The sequence below is a fragment of the Kribbella sp. NPDC020701 genome (genome assembly GCF_055562215.1).
In genome coordinates, this window is record NZ_JBVHFT010000006.1 from 422,192 (window position 1) to 445,175 (window position 22,984).

At 68.0% G+C, this 22,984-nt stretch carries 24 protein-coding genes; 2 read left to right on the top strand and 22 right to left on the bottom strand.

Annotated features, from left to right (window positions below; translation table 11 throughout):
- Positions 1 to 4: 4 nt before the first annotated feature.
- The 20 genes from ACZ3HV_RS17605 to ACZ3HV_RS17700 all read right to left on the bottom strand — a co-directional run bounded on the left by ACZ3HV_RS17605 (position 5) and on the right by ACZ3HV_RS17700 (position 18,729).
- Positions 5 to 1,564, bottom strand: coding sequence for an FAD-dependent oxidoreductase (locus tag ACZ3HV_RS17605; protein WP_465685471.1), 1,560 nt, complete (start codon positions 1,562 to 1,564; stop codon positions 5 to 7).
- Between the two features lie 4 nt (positions 1,565 to 1,568).
- Positions 1,569 to 2,603, bottom strand: coding sequence for a LacI family DNA-binding transcriptional regulator (locus ACZ3HV_RS17610; protein ID WP_465685473.1), 1,035 nt, complete (start codon positions 2,601 to 2,603; stop codon positions 1,569 to 1,571).
- Positions 2,600 to 3,562 (bottom strand): ABC transporter ATP-binding protein, encoded by a 963-nt coding sequence (locus tag ACZ3HV_RS17615; protein WP_465685475.1) that lies wholly within the window; start codon positions 3,560 to 3,562, stop codon positions 2,600 to 2,602. Before ACZ3HV_RS17615 ends, ACZ3HV_RS17610 begins: the two co-directional genes overlap by 4 nt.
- Positions 3,559 to 4,569, bottom strand: coding sequence for an ABC transporter ATP-binding protein (locus ACZ3HV_RS17620; protein ID WP_465685477.1), 1,011 nt, complete (start codon positions 4,567 to 4,569; stop codon positions 3,559 to 3,561). Before ACZ3HV_RS17620 ends, ACZ3HV_RS17615 begins: the two co-directional genes overlap by 4 nt.
- On the bottom strand, positions 4,566 to 5,429 hold the full coding sequence (locus ACZ3HV_RS17625) for an ABC transporter permease (protein WP_465685479.1): 864 nt from the start codon (positions 5,427 to 5,429) through the stop codon (positions 4,566 to 4,568). The genes ACZ3HV_RS17620 and ACZ3HV_RS17625 overlap by 4 nt, the downstream gene beginning before the upstream one ends.
- The gene (locus ACZ3HV_RS17630; protein ID WP_465685481.1) at positions 5,429 to 6,427 is read right to left on the bottom strand and encodes an ABC transporter permease; all 999 of its coding nucleotides are present in this window, start codon (positions 6,425 to 6,427) and stop codon (positions 5,429 to 5,431) included. The genes ACZ3HV_RS17625 and ACZ3HV_RS17630 overlap by 1 nt, the downstream gene beginning before the upstream one ends.
- Positions 6,428 to 6,429: 2 nt before the next feature.
- Complete coding sequence (locus ACZ3HV_RS17635) at positions 6,430 to 8,073, bottom strand: ABC transporter substrate-binding protein (protein ID WP_465685483.1); 1,644 nt, start codon at positions 8,071 to 8,073, stop codon at positions 6,430 to 6,432.
- A gap of 136 nt (positions 8,074 to 8,209) precedes the next feature.
- Positions 8,210 to 8,641: a DUF2550 domain-containing protein gene (locus ACZ3HV_RS17640; protein ID WP_465685485.1), complete on the bottom strand. Its 432-nt coding sequence runs from the start codon at positions 8,639 to 8,641 to the stop codon at positions 8,210 to 8,212.
- A 103-nt stretch (positions 8,642 to 8,744) separates the two neighbouring features.
- Positions 8,745 to 9,158: a F0F1 ATP synthase subunit epsilon gene (locus tag ACZ3HV_RS17645; RefSeq protein ID WP_465685487.1), complete on the bottom strand. Its 414-nt coding sequence runs from the start codon at positions 9,156 to 9,158 to the stop codon at positions 8,745 to 8,747.
- A 5-nt stretch (positions 9,159 to 9,163) separates the two neighbouring features.
- Positions 9,164 to 10,636 carry a F0F1 ATP synthase subunit beta gene (gene atpD / locus ACZ3HV_RS17650; RefSeq protein WP_465685489.1) on the bottom strand — a complete coding sequence of 491 codons (1,473 nt, stop codon included), beginning with the start codon at positions 10,634 to 10,636 and terminating at the stop codon, positions 9,164 to 9,166.
- 5 nt (positions 10,637 to 10,641) lie between these two features.
- On the bottom strand, positions 10,642 to 11,553 hold the full coding sequence (locus ACZ3HV_RS17655) for a F0F1 ATP synthase subunit gamma (RefSeq protein ID WP_465685491.1): 912 nt from the start codon (positions 11,551 to 11,553) through the stop codon (positions 10,642 to 10,644).
- Positions 11,554 to 11,559: 6 nt separating this feature from the next.
- Complete coding sequence (gene atpA, locus ACZ3HV_RS17660; RefSeq protein ID WP_465685493.1) at positions 11,560 to 13,197, bottom strand: F0F1 ATP synthase subunit alpha; 1,638 nt, start codon at positions 13,195 to 13,197, stop codon at positions 11,560 to 11,562.
- A gap of 90 nt (positions 13,198 to 13,287) precedes the next feature.
- Positions 13,288 to 14,085, bottom strand: a complete 798-nt coding sequence (locus ACZ3HV_RS17665) for a F0F1 ATP synthase subunit delta (protein ID WP_329480174.1) — start codon at positions 14,083 to 14,085, stop codon at positions 13,288 to 13,290.
- The gene (locus ACZ3HV_RS17670; RefSeq protein WP_465685495.1) at positions 14,085 to 14,657 is read right to left on the bottom strand and encodes a F0F1 ATP synthase subunit B; all 573 of its coding nucleotides are present in this window, start codon (positions 14,655 to 14,657) and stop codon (positions 14,085 to 14,087) included. Before ACZ3HV_RS17670 ends, ACZ3HV_RS17665 begins: the two co-directional genes overlap by 1 nt.
- Before the next feature lie 30 nt (positions 14,658 to 14,687).
- The gene (atpE, locus tag ACZ3HV_RS17675) at positions 14,688 to 14,909 is read right to left on the bottom strand and encodes an ATP synthase F0 subunit C (protein ID WP_328519104.1); all 222 of its coding nucleotides are present in this window, start codon (positions 14,907 to 14,909) and stop codon (positions 14,688 to 14,690) included.
- A 73-nt stretch (positions 14,910 to 14,982) separates the two neighbouring features.
- Entirely contained in the window at positions 14,983 to 15,765 is a 783-nt protein-coding gene (gene atpB, locus ACZ3HV_RS17680; RefSeq protein ID WP_465685497.1) for a F0F1 ATP synthase subunit A, read from the bottom strand.
- Positions 15,766 to 15,883: 118 nt separating this feature from the next.
- Complete coding sequence (locus tag ACZ3HV_RS17685; protein WP_465685499.1) at positions 15,884 to 16,096, bottom strand: AtpZ/AtpI family protein; 213 nt, start codon at positions 16,094 to 16,096, stop codon at positions 15,884 to 15,886.
- Between the two features lie 90 nt (positions 16,097 to 16,186).
- Positions 16,187 to 16,651 (bottom strand): hypothetical protein, encoded by a 465-nt coding sequence (locus ACZ3HV_RS17690; protein ID WP_465685501.1) that lies wholly within the window; start codon positions 16,649 to 16,651, stop codon positions 16,187 to 16,189.
- 204 nt (positions 16,652 to 16,855) lie between these two features.
- Complete coding sequence (locus tag ACZ3HV_RS17695; protein ID WP_360379460.1) at positions 16,856 to 17,974, bottom strand: glycosyltransferase family 4 protein; 1,119 nt, start codon at positions 17,972 to 17,974, stop codon at positions 16,856 to 16,858.
- On the bottom strand, positions 17,974 to 18,729 hold the full coding sequence (locus ACZ3HV_RS17700) for an L-threonylcarbamoyladenylate synthase (protein WP_465685503.1): 756 nt from the start codon (positions 18,727 to 18,729) through the stop codon (positions 17,974 to 17,976). The genes ACZ3HV_RS17695 and ACZ3HV_RS17700 overlap by 1 nt, the downstream gene beginning before the upstream one ends.
- Before the next feature lie 242 nt (positions 18,730 to 18,971).
- Between ACZ3HV_RS17700 and ACZ3HV_RS17705 the strand changes: the two genes are divergently transcribed.
- Positions 18,972 to 19,982: an adenosine deaminase gene (locus ACZ3HV_RS17705; protein ID WP_465685505.1), complete on the top strand. Its 1,011-nt coding sequence runs from the start codon at positions 18,972 to 18,974 to the stop codon at positions 19,980 to 19,982.
- Between the two features lie 19 nt (positions 19,983 to 20,001).
- Complete coding sequence (locus tag ACZ3HV_RS17710; RefSeq protein WP_465685507.1) at positions 20,002 to 20,940, top strand: hypothetical protein; 939 nt, start codon at positions 20,002 to 20,004, stop codon at positions 20,938 to 20,940.
- Here the strand turns inward: ACZ3HV_RS17710 and prmC are convergent, their stop codons facing one another.
- Entirely contained in the window at positions 20,941 to 21,771 is an 831-nt protein-coding gene (gene prmC / locus ACZ3HV_RS17715) for a peptide chain release factor N(5)-glutamine methyltransferase (RefSeq protein WP_465685509.1), read from the bottom strand. It abuts the gene before it with no gap.
- Positions 21,768 to 22,844 (bottom strand): peptide chain release factor 1, encoded by a 1,077-nt coding sequence (gene prfA / locus ACZ3HV_RS17720; RefSeq protein WP_465685511.1) that lies wholly within the window; start codon positions 22,842 to 22,844, stop codon positions 21,768 to 21,770. The genes prmC and prfA overlap by 4 nt, the downstream gene beginning before the upstream one ends.
- Positions 22,845 to 22,984 lie beyond the last annotated feature (140 nt).

Consider the following 22,984-nt stretch of genomic DNA (forward strand, 5'->3'; position numbering starts at 1 on the left):
CCTTTCAGTCGCGATGGGTGCGGATGTGTTCCGGCCAGGCCAGCGGGATGTTCAGACTGTCCGCCAGCAGGCGTCGGTAGTCGGCCAGGTGGGTGGGATCGTTGCGGACCTTGCGCGGCGAGAGTCCTTGGGTCAGGCAGAAGCTGATGAGCGCGCCGACGGCCTCGCCGATGCTCCACTCGACCGGGTGCAGGCGGTAGCAGCCGTTGGTGATGTGGGTGGTGCCGATGTTCTTGTTCGCCGGCAGCAGGTTGTCGACCCGGACCGGGATCAGCGCGCCGAGCGGGATCTGGAAGGGGTAGGCCTCGATGTCGACATAGCTCCGCCCGGCCGTACTCGGATGCAGATCGATCCGGTAGCGCCCGAGGCCGACGCTGTCGGCGAACACCTCGCTCCCCGCCCCGTCCGGCCGCGCCTCCACCCCGACGTGCTGCTCGAGCACGGTGAACTCGGCCTGGATCCGCCGCGACTCCCGGATGTACGGCGCCTTGGCCAGACCGTCCGCCGTCCCCGTGATGTCCGGTCGCAGCCGCAGACCCGGGTAGCCGGCTTCGGTCTGCATCCAGTACAGGAAGGACAGCGACAGGTCCCGACTCGCCGCCAGCGCCGCGGCTGGATCCTCCACCCCGATCAACGGGCGCTCCCAGTAGTCGAGCTGCGGCCAGTTGACCACGGTGACATCCGGGATCACGCCGTCGATGAAGTTGCTGCTGGCAAGCACCTGCCGGTAGCGCCAGAGCGAGAACGGCGCCCGCTGCTCCGGGTTGGCCTCGAACAACCGCCACTTCCGCCGCTCCAGCGTGACCGGTACGACGTCCTCCCAGGACAACTGCGGTCCCGGCCAGAACGGGGCGACGTGATCACGCCAGTGCGCGTACCCCGCCGGGCGGTCGATGGTGTGGTCCTCTCCCGGCCGGTGCTCCAGCGCGAAGCACCACGAGAAGGCCTGCTGGTCCAGCGGATCCGCGATCTCAGGAGCGTGCAGCTCACCGGTCGTGGCGCGACTCTCAGCGCCGACCACATGCTCGACGCCGGCCAGCTCCAACAGGTCGCCGAGCTCGGTGGCGTCCACGACGTAGCTGGCCGACACGGTCAGCTCCGTGCCGCTCCGCAGATCCCTGGTCGTCACCGCGTCGATCTCGTCGCCCTCGGCATGCGCCGCGATCGGCTCGTGCTCGAGATACACGGCGAGCCGGCCGGACGCCTGCCACGGCGCCAGCATCTCCTCCAGGACCGCGGCGGCGACGCGTGGCTCGTGGCAGAACCGGCTCACCACGCCGCGGCCGGGGTCGAGCAGCGGGTCAGCAGCCACCTCCGGCCGGAGCGGGTAGTTGCGCCGGTAGTAGTCCCGGATCCGCCGACGGAGCTCGGCGTACCCGGGGGCGGCGTACTCCTCGATCCACGGGTGCTCGTCGGGCGGCACCGCCTGGCTGGTCAACTGACCGCCCAACCAGTTGGTCGGCTCGGTCAGAACGACGCGCCGGCCCAGCTTCGCCGCGGTCAGTGCCGCCGCGACCCCGCCCAGACCGCCGCCGACGACCAGCACATCCGTCTCGAGTTCCACCCGTTCACTCCTTCGTTCGCGGTGTTTGTGGTGGCGCGGCGACGGTTTCGCCGGCCACCAGATCGCAGGGCACCAGTTGACTGACCGGTGGTTCGTCCGGGTCCTCGACCCGGGCGACCAGTGCGTCGATCGCGATCCGGCCGATCTCCTTGCGCGGGATCACCAGGCAGTCCCAGCGGTGCCCGGGTTCGTCGCCGGATCCCTCCAGGACCGCGACGGACACGTCCGCCGGAATGCTCAGCCCACGCGCGGCCAGCCCGGTCCGCAGGTCCTCGGCCAGCCCGATGTTCTCGGCGACCACCGCGGTCTCCGGCCCGGACGCCAGGTCGTCCAGCCACTCGTCGGTCAGCCCCGGCTCGCCGCGGAGACCCGGCGAGCGGTCCTGCAGACCAAGCCGTTCGATCGCTTCGCGATAGCCCGTACGGCGATCGGCGTACGCCTCCTGCTCGATCCCCGAGCGCAGGTAGGCCAGGTCACGGTGACCGCGCTCGGCCAACGACGTCACCAGCCGGTCGGCGGCCGACACGTAGTCGGGGATGATGCACGGGATCTCCGCGCCCGCGACCTCCCGGCGACCGATGTGGACGAACAAGTACCCGTCGTGCCACAGCCGGGCAAGCTCCTCGCGGTCGGTCGCGGCACCGAGCAGCACGCTGCCGTCGGCGAGGTTGAGGCGGTTGGTGCCGTCCCGGTAGATGCGGCGGCGGCCGTCGCTCGTACCGGTCGAGGTGAACAGGACCAGGTCGTATCCGATCTCCTCGGCGCGCTCCTCGATCCCGAGCAGGAACTCGAAGTAGAAGTCTTCCCGCGCATGCGGGAAGACGGCCTCGAAGGTGTGTACGCCGAGCAGCCGGTTGCGCTTGTTCCGCAGGTTCCGCGCGGCCGCGTTCGGGACGTAGCCGAGCTGCTTCACCGCCGCCCGGATCCGCTCCCGGGTCTCCTCCGGAATCCGGTCGACGTCCCCGCTGACTACGCGGGACACCGCGGACTGGGAGACCCCGGCGAGCCGGGCGACGTCGGACTGTCGTGGTGCTTTCATCGCTTCTCCTGCAACCAGCAGTGCGTCCACTGCCCAGTGGGTAGTTCGGTCCGGGGCGGCGCTTCGGTACGGCAGACATCCATCGCGAACGGGCACCGCGGGTGGAAACGGCACCCGGCCGGCGGATCGATCAGGCTCGGCGGCTCACCGAGATCCTCGGCATCGAACAACGAGTCCCGGTCGGACCGCTCGCGCTCGGGATCGGGTGACGAGTCGATCAGCAGTTGCGTGTACGGATGCAACGGCTTGGCGATCACGTCCTCCTTCGGACCGCCTTCGACCATCTGGCCGGCGTACATCACCACGATGTCGTCGCACAGGTAGCGGGCACTGGCGATGTCGTGGGTGATGTAGAGCAGCGCCAGGCCGTCCTCGGTCCGCAAACGGTCCAGCAGGTTGAGCATCTCCAGCCGGATCGACACATCCAGCATCGAGATCGGCTCGTCGCCCAGAAGCACCTTCGGCTCGACGGCCAGCGCCCGCGCGATCACCACCCGCTGCCGCTGCCCACCGGACAGCTCGTGGGGGAACTTGTCGATGAATTGCTCGGCCGGCGACAGGCTGACCCGCTCCAGCAACTCCACGACCCGACGGTCCACGTCGGCCTTCGTGCGTACGGCGTGATGCAGTTTGACGGCCCGCTCCAGGTTGTACCGGACGCGATGCAGCGGGTTCAGCGAACCGAACGGGTCCTGGAAGATCAGCTGGACGTCGCTGTAGTACGAACGAGGCTTGCCCCGGACCGCCTTGCCCCGCAGGCGAACCTCGCCCTTCGTCGGCGCGTAGAACCGGGCGAGCAGTCGAGCGAGCGTGGTCTTGCCGCTACCGCTCTCCCCGACCAGCGCAACGATCCGGCCAGGCTGCAACGCCAGCGTCGCATCCTCGACCGCCCGGACGACGGCCTTGCCGGCCGGGAAGTGTTTCGAGACCCCACGGGCCTCGAGCACGGGTTGGCTCATGCTCGATCATCTCCCGATGGGTACAGCCGGCAGGCCACGGCGTGGTCCTCGATCGTCAGCAGGGCGGGTTGTTGCTCGTCGCAACCGTCGAAGCGGTCGGCGCAGCGGGGATGGAACGGGCAACCCGGTGGTGGGTTGCGCAGGTCCGGCGGGGTGCCGGGGATGCCGGTCAGGCGGGTGATCGGCGACCGCAGCGGTGGGAAGGAGTCCCGGAGGCCGCGGGTGTAGGGATGCCGGGGCTTGGTGTAGAGCGACTCCGCCGTACCGATCTCGACGATCCGGCCCGCGTACATGATCGCGATCCGATCGGCCAGCTCGAGCAGCAGGGACAGGTCGTGGGTGACGAAGACGACAGCGAATCCGAGCTCACGCCGCAGCCGCAGTACCTGAGCCAGGATCTGCCGCTGCATCACGACGTCGACGGCCGTCGTCGGCTCGTCCATCACCACGAGCTCGGGACCACAGGCCAGGGCGAGCGCGATACTCGCACGCTGCCGCATCCCGCCGGACAGCTCGTGCGGATAGCTGCGGACCCGATCCGCCGAGATCCCGACCATGCCGAGCAGTTCGGAGGCCCGCGCCCAGGCGTCCTGGCGACTCAGGTGCCTGTCGTGTTCCCGCAGTACGTCGACGAACTGCGCACCGACCCGCATCACCGGGTTGAGCGCGTCCATCGCACTCTGCAGAACAATCGCTAATGAGGTCCATCGCAGCGCCCGCAACTCGGCCGGCGCCAGACCGACCAGCTCGACGGTGTCACCGTCACGATGGAACTCGATGCGTCCGGCCGTAGTCACCGCCGGCGGGCGCTGGAGTCGGGTCAGCGCGGTGATCAGCGTCGATTTGCCCGACCCGGACTCCCCTGCGACGCCGAGGATCTCGCCCCGCCGGAGCTCGAACGAGACGTCGTCGCATGCCCGGACCGGCTGGTCACCGGTCACGTAGTCGACGGTCAGCCCCGCGACGGACAGGACCGCCGTCCGCGTGGACACCTGCGTGATCGTCATGCCTCCACCACCTTGCGGGTGCGGACGACGACCGAGCGACGGGCCATCCGGAGTTTGGGGTTGGACAGTTCGTCGACACCGAAGTTCACCAGGGTGGCCGCCGTACCGATCAGCGCGATGCACAACCCCGGTGGTACGAACCACCACCACAGTCCCCGCAGTACGGCGCTCTGCTGCTGAGCGGACTGGATCATCGTGCCCCAGCTGATCGAGCCGGAGTCGGAGATCCCGAGGAAGGCCAGTCCGGCCTCGGCCATCACGCCGCCGATCATGCCGTGCAAGAACATCGCCGAGATCCAGCCGGTCAGATGCGGCAGGATCTCGCAGAAGATCAGCCGCCGATGCGGCTCGCCGACCATCTTCATCGCCAGCACGAAGTCCCGGCTGCTCAGGCTGAGCGACTGGGCCCGCAGCGTCCGCGCGCCGCCCGACCACCCGAACAGGCCGATGATCAGCGCGATCACCCACGGCCCGGTGCCCTGGACGTACCCGGCGACGATCAGGATCAGCGGGAGCACCGGCATCACCAGGAACAGGTTGGTGAGGAAGTTCAGCCCGTTGTCGACCGCGCCGCCGAAGTACCCGGCCGGAACCCCGACGCTGATCGCGATCAGCGTGCCGATGGCGGCCGCGAGGAGACCGACCAGCATCGACCCGCGGGCGCCGGCGATGGTCTGCGCGAGTACGTCCTGGCCGAACTGGGTGGTGCCGAACAGGTGATCGGCGCTCGGTGGCTGCGAGATGGCGGAGATGTCGTTCGCCCGCGGATCCAACGGCAGCAGCGGCCCGAAGAGCGCCAGCAGCACGAAGAAGACCAGGACCGACAGACCGAAGCGAACCTTCCAACTGGAGAGCATCATCACCCCTTCGCCCGGATGCGCGGATCGAGCAGGACATAGGCCAGGTCGGCGACCAGGTTGGCCAGCAGTACGGCCAACGTGATCAGCAGGAAGACGCCTTGCATCATGGGGTAGTCCCGCTTCTGCAACGCCTCGTAGAGGAGGTAGCCGATCCCCGGGTAGCTGAAGACGATCTCGGTCAGCAGCGCGCCGCCGACGACACCGCCGAGCGCCATCGCGAAGCCCGTGAAGCTGGGCAGCATCGCGTTGCGGGCGGCGTACCGGAACATCACCCGGCCCGGCGAGAGACCCTTCGCCTGGGCGAGCAGGACGTAGTCCTCGCGGACCGTGGTGACGGTCATGTTGCGCATCCCGAGCAGCCAGCCGCCGAACGCGGAGAACACGATGGTTGCTGCGGGCAACACACCGTGATGGAGCACGCTGACGGCGTACGCGAAGCTGAAGCCCTGCGGGAGGTCGGCGTCGTAACCGCCCGAGAGCGGGGTCCAGCCGAGGACGAAACCGAAGATCCAGAGGGCGAGCAGCGCGACCCAGAAGTACGGGACGGAGCTCAGGAACGTGGTGAACGGTGTGAGGATCGCGTCGAGCCGGCTGCCTGCCTTCCAGCCCGCGACGACACCGAGCAGGGTGCCGATCGCGAACGCCGTGACGGTCGTCGTACCGACGAGGAGCAGCGTCCAGGGCAGGGCCTGCCAGACCAGGTCGGCGACCGGGACCGGGAAGTTGACCACGGACACGCCGAGGTCACCGTGGGAAAGCTGGCGGAGGTAGTCGGCGAACTGGTGGGCCAGGTTGTCGGACGGGTTGCCGAAGATCGCGCGGATCGACATCAGCGTCTCGGCGGGAACCTGCTGGCCGCTGACCCGTTCGAGCTCCTCGACGATCGCGGACGAGGGGTCACCGGGCATCAGGCGCGGGAGCAGGAAGTTCAGGCCGATCGCGGCGGCCGCGGCGGCCAGGTAGAAACCCAGCCGCCGGACCAGGAAGGCCCATCGCATCGTCAGCTCCCCCGGCGCTGCAGGCCGAGCATGGTCAGGATCGTGTCCGGCCCCATACCGACGAACGGGATGTGGTCGAAGTCGTCCGGCGTCGGCCAGCCGGTCCAGCGGCTCGCGTTGATGTCGACGAAGTAGAAGTTGTTGTAGATCGGGCTGAACGGCACCTTGTCCACGACGATCTTCTGCAGTTGCCGGCCGAGCGTCTTGAGCTGCTCGACGTCGTCGGTGCGTTGCATCGCGGCGATGATCGTGTCGGTCTCCGGGTCACTCCAGCGGCCCTGGTTCAGCGTCGCCGACTTACCGACCGGCACCTTGAAGGAGCTGCTCAGGAACCGGTAGACGCCGTACACACCGGATCCACCGGTGGACGCGGCGGCCAGGTCGAACTGGCCGAGGTTCTGCTTGTCGTAGTACCCGGCGCTCGGCTGGCCGGCGCCCTTCACCTGCAGGCCGAGGGACTGCTTCCAGGTGTTGATCAGGATGTCGGCGTAGTTACCCCAGCCCCAGTCGGCGTTGAACAGGATCGACGGCTGGTAGCGCTTGCCGTCCTTGACCAGCGCGCCCTGCTCGACGGTCCAGCCGCCGGCCGCCAGTTCGGCCTTGGCCGCGGCCGCGTCGACCTTCTGCACCTGGCCCTTGTACGCCGGGTCGAGCCAGTCGGCGAACAGTTGGTCGGACAGTCCGGTCGGCCCGGCCTCGGTGCCGGGGCGTTGCAGCGTCGTCACGACTGCTGTCCGGTCGATGGTGAGGGCGAGCGCACGCCGTACGTGGACGTCGTCGAAGGGTGCGTTGGCGGTGTTGAAGAGGACGGACATCGCACCGCCGTTGGAGTACAGCTGGTAGAGGTGCTTGTCCGGGTCCTTGGCGACGTACTCCTTCTCGCCGTTCGGCCAGCTCGCGGACGACCAGTCGACATCGCCCTTGAGCAGCTGGGCCTTCAGCGCGTCCGCGCTGGTCGGGATGATCTTGTACGTGCTCATCGGCAGCTTGCCGCCCCAGTAGTCGGTGCGGGCCTTGAGCGTGATCTGCTGCGGCTTGAACTCGGCCACCGTGAACGGGCCGGTGCCGACGGGCTCGGGATTCGTCCAGGTGTTGAGGTTCTGGGTCGCCCAGATGTGCTTGGGCACCATCGGCAGCAGGATGTTCGCGAACTGGTTCACCGTCGCGTACGACGGCTCCGCGAACCGCACCGTCACCGTGCTGTCGTCCACCTTGGCCACGGACTTGTAGGTGATCCCGGCGATGCTGAAGTCCGGCTTCTCGATCGGCAGCCCGAGCGAATAGACCACGTCATCCGCGGTGAACTTCTGCCCGTCGGACCAGGTCACGTCCGTGCGGAGCTTGATGGTCAGCTGCTTGCCCGCGTCGGCGAACGCCCAGCTCTCCGCCAGCCACGGCTTCACCACTCCCCCGGCGCCGTAGTCGACCCGCATCAACGGCTCGTACACCAGCTCCATGTTCGGCGCTTTGTCGGTGGCCGGACCCATCACGTTGTAGTTGCGGACGAACGTCGTACCACCATCGGTCTTGCCGTACACGATCGTGGCGTCGCTCGCGCCACCACCGGCCTTCGTCGCCACGGGGCCCGAACACCCCGCCAGCAGCACCGCACCGACCACTGCCAGGACCCGCCACCGACTGCGCATATCTCTCACCCCAGGACTAGAGCTGCTGTTGCACGTTCATACGTATGAGCACTCGCCTATGAACTAGTTAGGAGCTGCTCTTACGTATGCGCAGGAACCTACGAACGTTACGACCGCATGTCAAGACCGAGAAGGTCTAGAGATACGTCTGAGTGCTGGGGGGTGCGGATTCCATCCAGGCCAGGACGCCGGTGAGGGCTTCTTCGGTCATGGCGAAGTGGACGGTGCGGTCGCGGAGCTCGGCGTCGACGATGACGTGGCCGGCGTAGGTGACCAGGGGCTCGTTGCCCATCGGGCGGCGGGTCCTCACGCTTTCGAGCTGGCGGCGGTTGACGACGAGTTTGGGCCACCAGGCGAGGCTGAAGACCCGGAACCACTGCAGGTCGTCCCCGACGTAGCGGGCCAGGCCGAGAGCCCAGCCGCGGCCGTGGTCCTTCTGGGCCAACTGGAGGCTGCAATCAAACGTTCCGCCGTCCCTGGACAACCAGCGACGGCGGAACGCGAAGATGATGATCAGCAGTACGGCGGCAAGCAGACAGACCCCGACGACATCGAGGGCTACCCTCATACCTTGCCGACCCCATTTCCGGTGCCCAATATATTTGGTACTGCTCCGGGCACCGCCGGAGAACCGTACTTTCAGTGACGATGTTCGATTATGGCAGGTCGGTTCAGGTCGTCTTCTCGGCGGCCCTCACCCGGGCCTCGGCGAGTCGCACCTCATCGGCGTCGGCTTCGCTCGCGGTGCCGGTCGCGAGCGCCTGCTCGAGCTCGCGACGGGCCTCCTCGAGGTCGATGTCGTGACCCATCTCGGCGTTCTCGGCCAGGATCGAGACCCGGTCGTTCGCCACCGAGATGAACCCGTCCGGTGCGGCCGCGACGAAGAACTCGTCGTCGACGGTCCGCACCTGCACGGTGCCACCCTGCAGCAGGCCCAGCAGCGGCGCGTGGCCGGGCAGGATCCCGACGTCACCGTCCGTGGTCCGGGCGATGACGATCTTGGCCTGGCCCTGCCACACGGTCCGCTCGGCCGCGACCAGCGCGACCTCGAGGTGCTTGGCAGAATCTGTATCAGAAACAGCCATGTCAGTCACTGTTCCTTTTGAAGCTCGGCCCACTTGCGCTCGACGTCGTCGAGCGAACCGACGTTGAAGAACGCCTGCTCGGCGATGTGGTCGCACTCGCCTTCGGTGATCTTCTTGAAGGACTCGATGGTGTCCTTCAGCGGCACGGTGGAGCCCGGGATGTTGGTGAACTTCTCCGCCATGTAGGTGTTCTGGGAGAGGAACTGCTCGATCCGGCGCGCGCGGGCGACGGTGATCTTGTCCTCTTCGGAGAGCTCGTCGACACCCAGGATGGCGATGATGTCCTGCAGTTCCTTGTTCTTCTGCAGGATCTGCTTCACCCGGACGGCCACGTCGTAGTGCTCCTGGCCGATGTATTGCGGGTCGAGGATCCGCGACGTCGAGGCCAGCGGGTCGACGGCCGGGTACAGACCACGCGACGCGATGTCACGGGAGAGCTCGGTGGTCGCGTCGAGGTGGGCGAAGGTGGTCGCCGGCGCCGGGTCGGTGTAGTCGTCCGCGGGCACGTAGATCGCCTGCATCGAGGTGATCGAGTGACCCCGGGTCGAGGTGATCCGCTCCTGCAGCACACCCATCTCGTCGGCCAGGTTCGGCTGGTAACCGACCGCGCTCGGCATCCGGCCGAGCAGGGTGGAGACCTCGGAACCGGCCTGGGTGAACCGGAAGATGTTGTCGATGAAGAGCAGCACGTCCTGCTCCTTGACGTCGCGGAAGTACTCCGCCATCGTCAGCGCCGACAGCGCGACCCGCAGCCGGGTGCCCGGCGGCTCGTCCATCTGACCGAAGACCAGCGCGGTGTCCTTGAAGACGCCGGCCTCTTCCATCTCGTTGATCAGGTCGTTGCCCTCACGGGTCCGCTCGCCCACGCCGGCGAACACCGACGTACCACCGAAGTTGTGGGCGATCCGGTAGATCATCTCCTGGATCAGCACGGTCTTGCCGACACCCGCACCGCCGAACAGGCCGATCTTGCCGCCCTGCACGTACGGCGTGAGCAGGTCGAGCACCTTGATGCCGGTCTCCAGCATCTCGGTCTTGGACTCGAGCTGGTCGAAGGCCGGCGCCTTGCGGTGGATCGGCCAGCGCTCGGTGATCTCGAACTCGGACTCGTCCTGGTTCAGGCACTTGCCGGTGACGCTCCAGACCCGGCCCTTGGTGACGTCGCCGACCGGAACGGAGATCGCCGCACCGGTGTCGCGCACCTCGGTGCCGCGGATCAGGCCGTCGGTCGGCTTCATCGAGATCGCCCGGACGATGTTGTCGCCGACGTGCAGCGCGACCTCGAGGGTGATCGTCTGGGTGGTGTCGCCCAGGGTGATGTCCACCTCGAGCGCGTTGTACATGTCGGGCATCTCGTCCGCTGGGAACTCGACGTCGACGACCGGGCCGATCACCCGGGCGACGCGGCCAACTGTGTTAGCAGAGGGCCGGCCGCTGCTGTCCCCGTCGTCGTTCTTCTCGGTAACCGTGGCAGTCATCTCTCTCACTCGCTCCCGGCGCTCGCGTCGGCCAGCGCGCTGGCGCCACCGACGATCTCGCTGATTTCCTGGGTAATTTGGGCCTGGCGGGCCTGGTTCAGGTCCCGCGTCAGCTTCTCGATCAGGTCCTGCGCGTTGTCCGTCGCGGACTTCATCGCCCGCTGCCGGTTGGCCAGCTCCGACGCCGCCGCCTGCAGCATGCAGTAGTGGATCCGGCTGGCGACGTACTTCGGCAGCAGCCCGTCGAGCACCTCTTCGGCGGACGGCTCGAACTCGTACAGCGGCAGTACGTCGTCCGGCGCCGGCGCCTCCTCACCCTCGACGACCTCCAGCGGCAGCAACCGGATCACGTCCGCGCGCTGGGTCAGCATCGACACGAACCGGGTGAAGACGATGTGGATCTCGTCCACGCCGCCCTCCTCGGCCGGGGTCAGGAAGGCCTCGATGAGCGCGTCGGCGATCTCCCTGGCCCGGGCGAAGCTCGGGTTGTCGGAGTCGCCACTCCACGACTGCGCGATCTCGCGCTGCCGGAAGGTGTAGTACGCGATGCCCTTGCGGCCGCTGAGGTACGGGACGATCTCCTTCTCCTCCTCGCGCAGCAGCTGGTTCAGCCGCTCCCCTTCGCGGATCACGTTGGACGAGTACGCCCCGGCCTGACCGCGGTCGGAGGTGATCAGCAGGACGGCGGCCCGCTTCGGGTTCGGCTTCTCGGTGGTCAGCGGGTGGTCGACGTTCGAGAACGTCGCCACCGCCGACACGGCACGGGTGAGCTCACGCGCGTACGGACCGGCCGCCCCGGCGCGTTGCTGCGCCTTGACGATCCGGGACGCCGCGATGAGCTCCATCGCCCGGGTGAGCTTCTTGATCGTCGAGACCGAGGCCTTACGATCGCGCAGCTCCCGCAGATTGGCTGGCACGGTCGATCAGCCCCGCTTCTGCCGGACGATCTGCTCCTGCTCGACGTCGCCCTCGTCCATCGGCTCGGCCTCCGCCTCGGTGCCGAGCAGCGTGCCCTCGGAGGTCTGGAAGGTCGGCTTGAACGCGTCCAGCGCCTCGGTCACGGCCTGTGCCTCGTCGTCGCCGAACAGCCCGGACTCGCGAATCGCCTCGAGCACCTTGCTCTCGCGCCGCAGGTAGTCCAGGAAGTCCCGCTCGAAGCGCAGTACGTCGTCCACCGGGACGTCGTCGAACTTGCCCGTCGTACCGGACCAGATGGAGACGATCTGCTCCTCCACCGGGTACGGCGAGTACTGCGGCTGACGCAGCAGCTGGACCAGCCGCTGACCCCGGTCGAGCTGCCGGCGGGAGGTGGCGTCGAGGTCGGACGCGAACATCGCGAACGCCTCCATCGCACGGAACTGGGCCAGGTCGATCTTCAGCGAGCCGGACACGTTCTTCATGCCCTTGACCTGCGCGGCGCCGCCGACCCGGGAGACCGAGATACCGACGTCGATGGCCGGCCGGATGTTGGCGTTGAACAGGTCGGACTGCAGGAAGATCTGGCCGTCGGTGATCGAGATGACGTTGGTCGGGATGAACGCCGACACGTCGTTGGCCTTGGTCTCGATGATCGGCAGACCGGTCATCGAGCCGCCGCCGAGCTCGTTGGACAGCTTCGCGCAGCGCTCGAGCAGCCGGCTGTGCAGGTAGAAGACGTCGCCCGGGTAGGCCTCGCGGCCCGGCGGGCGGCGCAGCAGCAGCGACATCGCGCGGTACGCCTCGGCCTGCTTGGTCAGGTCGTCGAAGACGATCAGCACGTGCTTGCCCTGGTACATCCAGTGCTGGCCGATGGCCGAGCCGGTGTACGGCGCGACGTACTTGAAGCCGGCCGGGTCGGACGCCGGGGAGGCGACGATGGTGGTGTACTCCATCGCGCCGGCCTCTTCGAGCGCGCCGCGGACGGCGGCGATCGTCGAGCCCTTCTGGCCGACCGCGACGTAGATGCAGCGGACCTGCTTCTTCGGGTCGCCGGACTCCCAGTTGGCCTTCTGGTTGATGATCGTGTCGACCGCGATCGCCGTCTTGCCGGTCTTGCGGTCACCGATGATCAGCTCGCGCTGGCCGCGGCCGATCGGGATCATCCCGTCGATCGCCTTGATGCCGGTCTGCAGTGGCTCGCGGACCTCCTGGCGGTCCATCACGCCGGCCGCCTGCAGCTCCAGCGCGCGGGTGCCCTCGAGGTCCTTGATCTCGCCGAGACCGTCGATCGGCTTGCCCAGCGGGTCGACGACGCGACCGAGGTAGCCCTCGCCGACCGGCACCGAGAGCACCGTGCCGGTCCGGCGGACCTGCTGGCCCTCGTCGATCCCGTCGAACTCACCGAGGACGACGACACCGATGTCGCGGGTGTCCAGGTTCAGCGCGATGCCCCGGGTGCCGTCCTCGAACTCGAGCAGCTCGTTGGTCATCGCCGAGGGCAGGCCCTCGACGTGCGCGATGCCGTCACCCGCGTCGATCACGGTGCCGACCTCTTCCCGGCTCGCCTGCTCCGGTTGGTACTCGGTGACGAACCGATCCAGGGCGTCCCGGATCTCCTCCGGCCTGATCGTGAGCTCAGCCATTGTGTTTCCTGCTTCCTTGACCCTTGCTGGCCTGTTGTGGCTCTAAAGGCTTTCCCGACCCTTAGCGCCGCTTTATGTCGTTAAGGGGGTTCAGCCCGCGATGCGCCGTTGCGCTTCGTCGAGCCTGGCCGCGATGGTTCCGTCGATCACTTCGTCGCCGATGTCCACCCGGACGCCGCCGACCACGTTCGGGTCGACGATGACGTTCAGCTGGATGTCCCGGCCGTATTGCTGTCCCAGCGTCGCGGCGAGCCGTTCGCGCTCGCCCTCGGTCAGGTCGGTGGCGACCCGCACGGTCGCGATGCTGGCGTTGCGCCGGGCCGCCGCGGCGACCTGGTACGTCCGCATCGAGGCCGCGAAGCTGCGGCCCCGGCCGTCCACAGCACGCTCGGCCAGCCGCACCGTGACGGCATCGGCCTTGCCCTGCAGCAGTCCGGCGAGCAATTCCTGCCGGGCCGCGAGCGGGATGTTGCGGTCGCTGAGCTTGTCGCTCAGTCCCCGCTCCGCCGCGACGATCCGGTCGAGCCGGAACAGCTCGTCCTCGAGGTCGTCCAGCTTGCGCCGGCCGTCGGCGTACGCCACCTCGGCCTGCACGCTGAGCTGGTCGAGGGCGTTCCCGAGGTCCCGGCCGCCGACCCAGCGACCGGCCACCGCCGTGGTCAGGATCTCCTGCGCCTGGGTGGAGATCTTGCCGCCGAACAGCTGCTGGACCAAGGAGACGCGGGCGTCGCGGGGCCGGGCCGGATCGGTCAGTGCACGCCGGAGCGCGCCGCTGCCGTCCAGCAGCTTGGCGACCGAGAACAGCTCGGCGCCCAGCCCCTCGGTCACGGTGACACCCGCCAGGGCCTCCGCGGCCCGGGCGAGTGACTCGTTCGACGCGCCGCGCATCAGCCGTCCGTTCCGACGGCCTGACGAGCGGACTCCGACGCCTCGAGATCGGCCAGGAAGCGCTCGACGGTGCGGCGCTGACGCGCCTCGTCCTCGAGCGACTCGCCGACGATCCGGCCGGCCAGCGTGGTCGCCATGGTGCCGACCTCGCTGCGCAGCGAAGCGACCGCCTGGGTCCGCTCCGCGTCGATCTGGGTCCGCGCGTGCGTGACGATCCGCTCGGCCTCGGCGTTCGCCTGCTCGCGCATCTCCGCGATGATCTGGGCACCCTGCTCGCGGGCGTCCTCGCGGATCTTCGCAGCCTCCTGCCGGGCCTCGGCCAGCTGCGCGTTGTACTTCTCCAAAGCCGCCTTCGCCTCGGCCTGGGCCTGCTTGGCCTCGTTCATCCCGCCTTCGATCGCCGCGGTCCGATCGGCGTACGCCTTCTCGAACCGGGGGACGACGTACTTGGCGAAGGCGACGGCCAGCAGGATCAGGAAAACGAAGGCGAAGATGATCTCGGCCGTGTGCGGGAGCAGCGGGTTCGCGGTCTCACCGGCCGCTTCGCTGAGCGGTAGCACCAGCGTCTTCATGTCTGGATCCTGTCAGTCGGAGGAAGTAGCTCAGGTACGGAAGACGAAGGCGAGTGCGATACCGATGATCGCCAGCACCTCGGTGACACCGAAGCCGATCCAGGCGATCGACTGCAGCTTGCTCTGGGCCTCCGGCTGCCGCGCGGTGCCGTTGATCACAGCGGCGAAGATCAGACCGACGCCGACGCCCGGACCGATCGCGGCCAGGCCGTAGCCGAGGACTGCGATGTTGCCGGCAATCTCGAGAGCCATCTCAGGTGTTTCCTTTCGGTACGGATAGGGGCTATCCGGGTTTCCGTTACTACGGGTCTAGGGGTACTGCGGATCAGTGGTCTTCGGCGATGGCGCTGCCGATGTACTGCGCGGTCAGCACGACGAAGATGTAGGCCTGGATGCACTGCACGAACAGCTCCAGTCCGCCGATCGCGAGGCCCATGATCCAGGTCAGGATGCCGACGCCGGCCAGCGCGATGCTGTCGGCCTCGAACACCAGGTACTCACCGCCGAGCACGAACACCAGCAGCAGGATGTGGCCGGCGAACATGTTCGCGAACAACCGCAGGCTCAGCGAGATCGGCCGGACCACGATGTTCGAGATGAACTCGATCGGGATCATCAGCGGCATCAGCCACCACGGCACACCGGGCGGCATGGTCTGGTGCTTGAAGTAGCCCCAGGGACCGTGCTTCCTGATGCCGACCGCGTTGTAGATGACCCAGGTCATGATCGCGGCGCTGTACGCCCAGCCGATATGGCTGAAGGTCGGGAACTGGACCAGCGGGATGGTGGCCGCGATGTTGTTCAGCAGGATGAAGAAGAACAGGCCGGTCAGGTACGGCACGTACTTCATGTATTCCTGGCTGCCGATCGCGTCGCGGGCGATCGAGTTGCGGACGAAGTTGTACCCGAGCTCGCCGGCGAACTGCAGCCTGCCAGGGACGACACCGGCCTTGCGGGACGCACCCCAGAAGAACCACAGGATGACGACGACGGACAATGCGGACACCAGCACGGGCTTGGTGAACCAGTCCACGCCATCGATGATCGGCGGGGTGTCGAAGCTCTGTGGACCGGGTGCGATGAACTCGGTCGGAACGCCGGCGGTCACCGGGTCTCCTCTCGCGTCGTGCTCAAGTCGGACGCCTTGTAGTGAAGGGCAGGGCGGCTCAGGGCATGGCGGTCAACAACGTCAGACCCGGTGCGGATCGCGCCGAACCCTGAAGGATTCAGGACTTTCCGTACCGGAAGTGCAGCAACAAGATGGTGAGCCCGGCACCGAGGACGATGCCCACCGGGAGTAAGAACTGAGTGCCGAGCAGGCGATCCAACCCGAACCCGATGCCGCCGTACACCACGACACCGCCGATCAAGTAGGACAGGACCCGCCAGCCGTCGCCCGAATTGGGGGGTGATGGCTTCGGATCCTCGTGCTCGCTCATTGGCACCCGAAACGTACCAGGAGTGGACAGGACCGGTCACATCGGCACCCGTAACCTCTGCCACAGCAGGGGAATCATTACCCAGGGTGCTCATGCCGTCACCTCATTGTCGAGGTCGTAGATCGGGATGCGCAGCCGCGACCAGGCCCAGATCTCGCCGGCCAGCCAGGCCATCACGACCACCAGGGCGACCACGCCGAGCACGGTCAGATTCACGTGCCGCGCCAGGCTGTCGGAGCTCAGCGCGATCGCGAGCAGACCGCCGAAGAACGCGATCCGTCCGGAGTACGACGCCATCGCGACGGCCAGCTGCATGGTCGGAGAGGTCTTGCGCGACAGGTGCAGAGCGATCAGGCCGACGCCGGAGAAGACGATCACCGTCAGCAGACCCAGCAACGCTCCCCACAAGCCGGGCAGACCGGCCGCGACGGTGGACACCACGGCCGCATTGATACCGACGACGAGGGCGGCGACCAAAGCGCCACGCAACATCGCTAGCGCCGGGTGCCTCGTGGCTTGGCCGGCGACTTTCGGGCTGTGAGCCGAAGGAGCCATCTGGTGGTTCCGTCCTGCTGGCGACCAGGTCTCGCGGCCTGGTCGTCGGGTGGGCGGGGTCAGGGGTGTCGCTGTTCTTTGCTGGTGCTTGTGAAAACTAGCACAAAGTCTGCACGGTCAGCAAAACGGGGCCCCTGCCGCTGTACACGCACACCCTATCGGTAGGCCACGTGCGTGAGTGGTCTGGTCCCTCCAAGTTCGCGGTCAGACCTTGGCGAGCGGTTTCCGGGAACGGCGTGGCAAACCGGTCGTGAGCAGGATCGCGGTGACCGTCACGGCCAGCACGATCAGAGCCGTCCACCAGAACAGGACCAGGCCGAGGACGACCACGCCGTACGCGATCAGAGCCGTCCAGAGGTACATCAGCAGCACCGCCCGGCGGTGCGAGTGACCGCGCTGCATCAGCCGGTGGTGCAGGTGCAACTTGTCCGCGGCGAAGGGCGACCGGCCGGCCTTGGTCCGGCGGACGTAGGCCATGGTCAGGTCCAGCGCGGGGATCGCGAGGACGGCGATCGGGAGGATCAGCGGGAGGAGCGCCGGCAGCAGGCTGGAGCCGCCCACCTCGTACGGGACCGCGTTCGGGTCCATCTGGCCGGTGAGGCTGATCGTCGACGCGGCCAGCATCAGGCCGATCAGCAGGGCGCCGGAGTCGCCCATGAAAACCCTGGCGGGAAAGAAGTTGTGCGGCAGGAAGCCGAGGCAGGCACCGGCCAGGGCCACCGTGATCAGGGTCGAGGTGGTCGCACGGTCGAGGTTCTGCTCGACGTTCAGCAGGTACGAGTAGGTGAAGAACGCGGTCGCGCCGATCGCCGTGACGCCGGCGGCCAGGCCGTCCAGGCCGTCGACGAAGTTCACCGCGTTGCAGGACACCAGCAGGATGCCCGCGGTCAGCACGGCCAGCTGCGCGGGTGACGGCGAGATCACGCCACCGGGCAGCGGGAGCCAGTACAACTGGATGCCCTGGACAACCATCACGCCGACCGCGAGGACCTGGCCGGCCAGCTTGGTGATCGCGTCCAGCTCGTACAGGTCGTCGACCACGCCGACGGCGCAGATCACCACCCCGCCGATCAGGATCGCCCGGGCGTCGTGGGCGACCTGCAGGCTGTCACCGAGGAACGGCAGGGCGGAGGCGACCGCGAACGCGGCGATCAGGCCGCCGAGGATCGAGATGCCGCCGAAGTACGGGATCGGGACCTTGTGCACGTCCCGGGACCGCACCTTCGCGACCGCGCCGTACCGCAGCGCGATCTGTCGGGCCACGCCGGTCAGCAGGAAGGTCGTGGCCATCGCCACGAACAGGACCAGCAGGTACTCGCGCACTAGTCCGCAGGCCTCACATCAGGATCGGTCGGCTTCTCGTCATCCGTTGCGTTGGACGCCTCGACCACATCTTCGGTTGGCTTTTCTGTGGTTTCCGCTGCGGTTTCCTCATCAGAGTCTGACGCGACCTCAGGCACGACAGCGCGCAGTTGCTCCAAGGAGAGGGCTCCGAGGCGGACGACCTTGGGCGTCTCTCCCGTGAGGTCGACGATGGTCGACGGTTCCCCGCCGGTCACCGCGCCGCCGTCGAGGTAGACCGCGACCGAGTCCTGCAGTTGCTCCTCGGCGTCGTACACGTCCAGCGCGGCCGGCCGGCCGGACTTGTTCGCCGAGCTGACCGCGAGCGGCCCGGTCCGGGACAGCAGTTCGCGGGTGTTCTCGTGATCGGGCACCCGGAGCGCGACGGTCCCCTGGGTCTCCCCCAGGTCCCACATCAGCGACGTCTGCGCGTGGCAGATCACCGTCAACGGCCCCGGCCAGAACTCCTGGCAGAGCTTGCGGCCCGCGTCCGGGACGTCGGTGGCGAGCGCGTCCAGCGACTCGACCACCGAGATCAGCACCGGCGGCGGCATGTCCCGCCCGCGGCCCTTGGCGTCCAGCAGCCGCTGGACCGCGTCGGCCTTGAAGGCGTCCGCGGCGATCCCGTACACGGTGTCGGTCGGTAGGACGACCAGGTCGCCGGCCTCGATGGCATCCACGGCCGCGCGGTAGGCCGGTGCCAGTTCGTCGCCGCTGAAGTCGAAGCGCTCACTCACGGAGTGAATCGTGCCACTCACGCGGGCCCCGACTCCAACCGGGCTGCACCCCCACCCGTTCCTGACAAATGATTGTGAGCTTTCCAGCCGCCCGCCCCCAGTACTCCTTAGGATCCCGCTCATGACTGTTTTGAATTGCCGAGCCTCCGGCCCGGCGGGTCATGGGGCCTTGGCTCCCGACCTTCCCTCGTCGCTCCAGTCGCTTCGCTCCCTGCGCTCCTCAGTCCAGGCCGGGAGGCCCCATGACTGTGTCGCGTGAGTTCCTCGCCGCGATGCCGAAGGCCGAGTTGCATGTTCACCACGTCGGATCGGCCTCGCCGCGGATCGTCGCCGAGCTCGCCGCCCGGCACCCCGAGTCGCCGGTGCCGGCCGACCCGGCGCTGCTCGCGGAGTACTTCAAGTTCACCGACTTCGCGAAGTTCATCGAGGTCTACCTGACCGTCGTCGACCTGATCAAGACGCCCGAGGACGTCCGGCTGCTGACCTACGAGGTCGCCCGCGAGATGGCCGCGCAGAACCTCCGGTACGCCGAGCTGACCTGTACGCCGTACACCTCCGTGCAGCGCGGGATCGCGGCCGAGGCGTACTGCGAGGCCATCGAGGACGCCCGGGTGGCCGCCGAGAAGGAATTCGGCATCACCCTGCGGTGGATCTTCGACATCGCCGGTGAGGCCGGGCTGCCGGCCGCCGAGGAGACGCTGCGGATCGCGACCAAGATCCGGCCGGAAGGCCTCGTCGGGTTCGGGCTCGGCGGGCCGGAGGTCGGCGTACCGCGGCCGCAGTTCCAGCCGCACTTCGAGGCCGCCGTCGCGACCGGCCTGCACAGCGCGCCGCACGCAGGCGAGACCACTGGGCCGGAGACGATCTGGGACGCCGTCCGCATGCTGAAGGCCGAGCGGATCGGCCACGGTACGTCGACCATGCAGGACCCGGCTCTGGTCGACTACCTGGGTGAGCACCGGATCCCGCTCGAGGTCAGCCCGACCTCGAATATCGCCACCCGCGCGGTCGCGTCGTACGACGTGCACCCGCTGCGCGCGATGGTCGACGCCGGCCTCGTCGTCACGATCAACTCCGACGATCCGCCGATGTTCGGCACCGATCTGACGAACGAGTACGCCGTCGCCGCCCGCCTCCTCGACCTCGACGAGACCGGCGTGGCCGAGCTCGCCAAGACCGCCGTCCGGGTGTCGTTCGCGGAGGACTCGGTCAAGGACGAACTGCTGGCGGAGATCGACGCGTACGTGAGCTAGGCCTGGGTACCTTGGTCCGGTGCGGAGAGTCTGTGGGGTGCTGGCGGTCGTCCTGGTGAGTGTGGCGGCCTGCAGCGACGTCCCCGCTGCCACGACCTCAACGACCTCCGAGCCGGCACCGACGGCCGTCCGGCCGAGTCCAACAGTCCCCACCCCGCCGGCCGACGGTGAGCTGCCGCGGGGCGGGCGGGTGATCTTCCCGAAGTACCAGCTGGTCGGGTACGTCGGCATGCCCGGATCACCCGCGCTCGGGCCGTTGGACAAGGACCTCGACGCGAAGGCGGCGAAGCTGGAGACGCTGTCCAAGGCCTACGCGGCCGGGCGGACGCCGCTCCCGGTGATGGAGCTGATTGCCGTTGTGGCGAAGGGATCCCGGGGCACGGACGGGATGTACCGCGGCCGGCTGCCGGACGCGACGATCGACGAGTACCTGGCCGTCGCCCGCAAGCACAAGATGCTGTTGCTGCTCGACATCCAGCCGGGCCGGGCCAAGATCCTGCCCGAGGTGAAGCGGCTCGAGCGCTGGCTGAAGGAGCCGGACGTGGGACTCGCGTTCGACCCGGAGTGGGCGGTCGGGCCGAGTCAGGTCCCGGGCGGGGTCTTCGGCCACACCACGGGCGCCGACCTCGACAGCATCGCTTCGTACCTGTCGGGACTGGTGCAGGCCGGCAACCTGCCCGAGAAGGTGTTCGTCTTTCACCAGCTGTCGACGCGGATCGTCACCAACGAGCAGGCCCTGAAGAAACATCCCGGCGTCGTCACCATCAAGTCCGTCGACGGCATCGGCGCCCGCGTCGACAAACTGAAAACCTGGACCAAACTCACCACGAGTCTTGCCCCGAGCGTCCACGCCGGCTTCAAACTCTTCTACGTCGAGGACACCCGCCACGGTCCCCTCATGACACCGACCCAAGTGATGGCCCTCAAGCCCCGCCCAGAATTCGTGGTCTACGAGTAGTCAGATCCGGCGGCCGGTGGCGAAGCGGTGGCGGCCGGCTAGGTCCAGCTGGTCGCGGACTTCGATGAAGAGGCCGGTGGTGGTGAAGACGGCGGGGGCGGATTCGCCTTGGACGTCGGCGTGTTCGCAGGCGAACCAGCCGCCGGGCTTGAGCAGGCGGGCCGCGGTCGCGGCGACCACCTTGATCTCGTCGAGGCCGTCGTCACCGGACCACAGCGCGAGCGCGGGGTCGTGGTCGCGGACCTCGGCGGTGACGGATTCCCACGCGGTCAAAGGGATGTACGGCGGGTTGGAGATCACCGCGTCCACCTGACCGTCGAACTCCGGCAGACATCCGTCGATGTCGCGCTCATGCAGGACGGCCCCGGTGCCGGCCAAATTCCGTCGGGCCCAGACGCACGCCTCCGCCGACAGTTCGACCGCGTGCACGACGCTGTCCGGGCGCTCGGTCGCGATCGCGCCGGCGATCGCGCCTGAGCCGGTGCAGAGGTCTACGACGAGCGGTTCCTTCACGTCCTCGAGGCGGTCGAGGATCCAGCCGACCATCACCTCGGTCTCCGGCCGCGGCACGAACACCCCCGGACCGACCGCGAGCTCCCGATAGCGGAAGGCCGCCGTACCGGTGAGGTGTTGCAACGGTTCGCGACCAGCCCGGCGCTCGATCAGTACGTCGTACCGCTGCCTCTGCTCGTCCGTGGGCTCAGCCAGGTGCAGCCGACTCGATCCCGTGACGAAAGCGAGCAACTCGGCTGCGTCGAAGTCCGGTGACGCAACCCCCGCCTCCCGCAACCGAGCCGTCGCCTCGGCTACCAGAGCTTTCACTCCGCTCACTGGGACTCGACGGCCTCGAGGCGGGCGGCCAGGTCGGCGTCGGTCAGGGCCTGGATCACCGGCGCCAGCTCGCCGCCGAGGACCTGGTCGAGGTTGTGCGCCTTGTAGCCGACGCGGTGGTCGGAGAACCGGTTCTCGGGGAAGTTGTACGTGCGAATCCGCTCAGACCGGTCCACAGTCCGGATCTGCGACCGGCGCGCGTCGGACGCCTCCTGGTCGGCGGCCTCCTGCGCGGCGGCAAGCAACCGGGACCGCAGGACACGCATGGCCTGCTCGCGGTTCTGCAGCTGCGACTTCTCGTTCTGCATCGAGACCACGATGCCGGTCGGCAAGTGGGTGATCCGAACGGCGGAGTCGGTCGTGTTCACGCTCTGCCCACCCGGCCCGGACGACCGGAACACGTCGATCCGCAGGTCGTTCTGGTCGATCTCGACATCGACGTCCTCGGCCTCCGGCAGCACCAGCACGCCGGCCGCGGACGTGTGGATCCGCCCCTGCGACTCGGTCACCGGCACCCGCTGGACCCGGTGCACGCCGCCCTCGAACTTGAGCTTCGCGTACGGCGCCTCACCCGGCTCCGGCGTACCTTTCGCCTTCACCGCGACCGTGATCGACTTGTACCCGCCCAGGTCGGACTCGGCGGAGTCGAGGACCTCGGTCTTCCAGTTCTGCGACTCGGCGTACTTCAGGTACATCTTCAGCAGGTCGCCGGCGAACAGGGCCGACTCGTCGCCGCCCTCGCCGGCCTTGATCTCGAGGATCGCGTCCTTGTCGTCACTCGGGTCCCGCGGGACGAGCAGCACCTGCAGCTTCTCGGCCAGCTCCTCGCGGCGGGCGGCCAGCTTGGTCGCCTCTTCCGCGAAGCTCGGGTCCTCGGCGGCCAGCTCACGCGCCGCCTCGATGTCGTCCCCGGTCTGCAGCCATTCGTCGTACGTGCGGACGACGGGTGCGAGCCCGGCGTACCGCTTGCCGACCCGGCGGGCGTTGGCCTGGTCGGAGTGCAGCTCCGGATCCGCCATCTGCCGCTCCAGCTCGGCGTACTCGGCCTTGAGCGTCTGAACCGCCTCGAACATCGTGCACTCCTCCCTTCGAAAACCCTGCTGACAACACAAACCGCGCGCCGGTCCCCCAAGCGTGGGCTCGCGGGACCAAGAGAGGGGAGGGTGCCCATTTTTTGTGTGCTCCTTTTTTAAGGGGGCCACACAGGCAACAG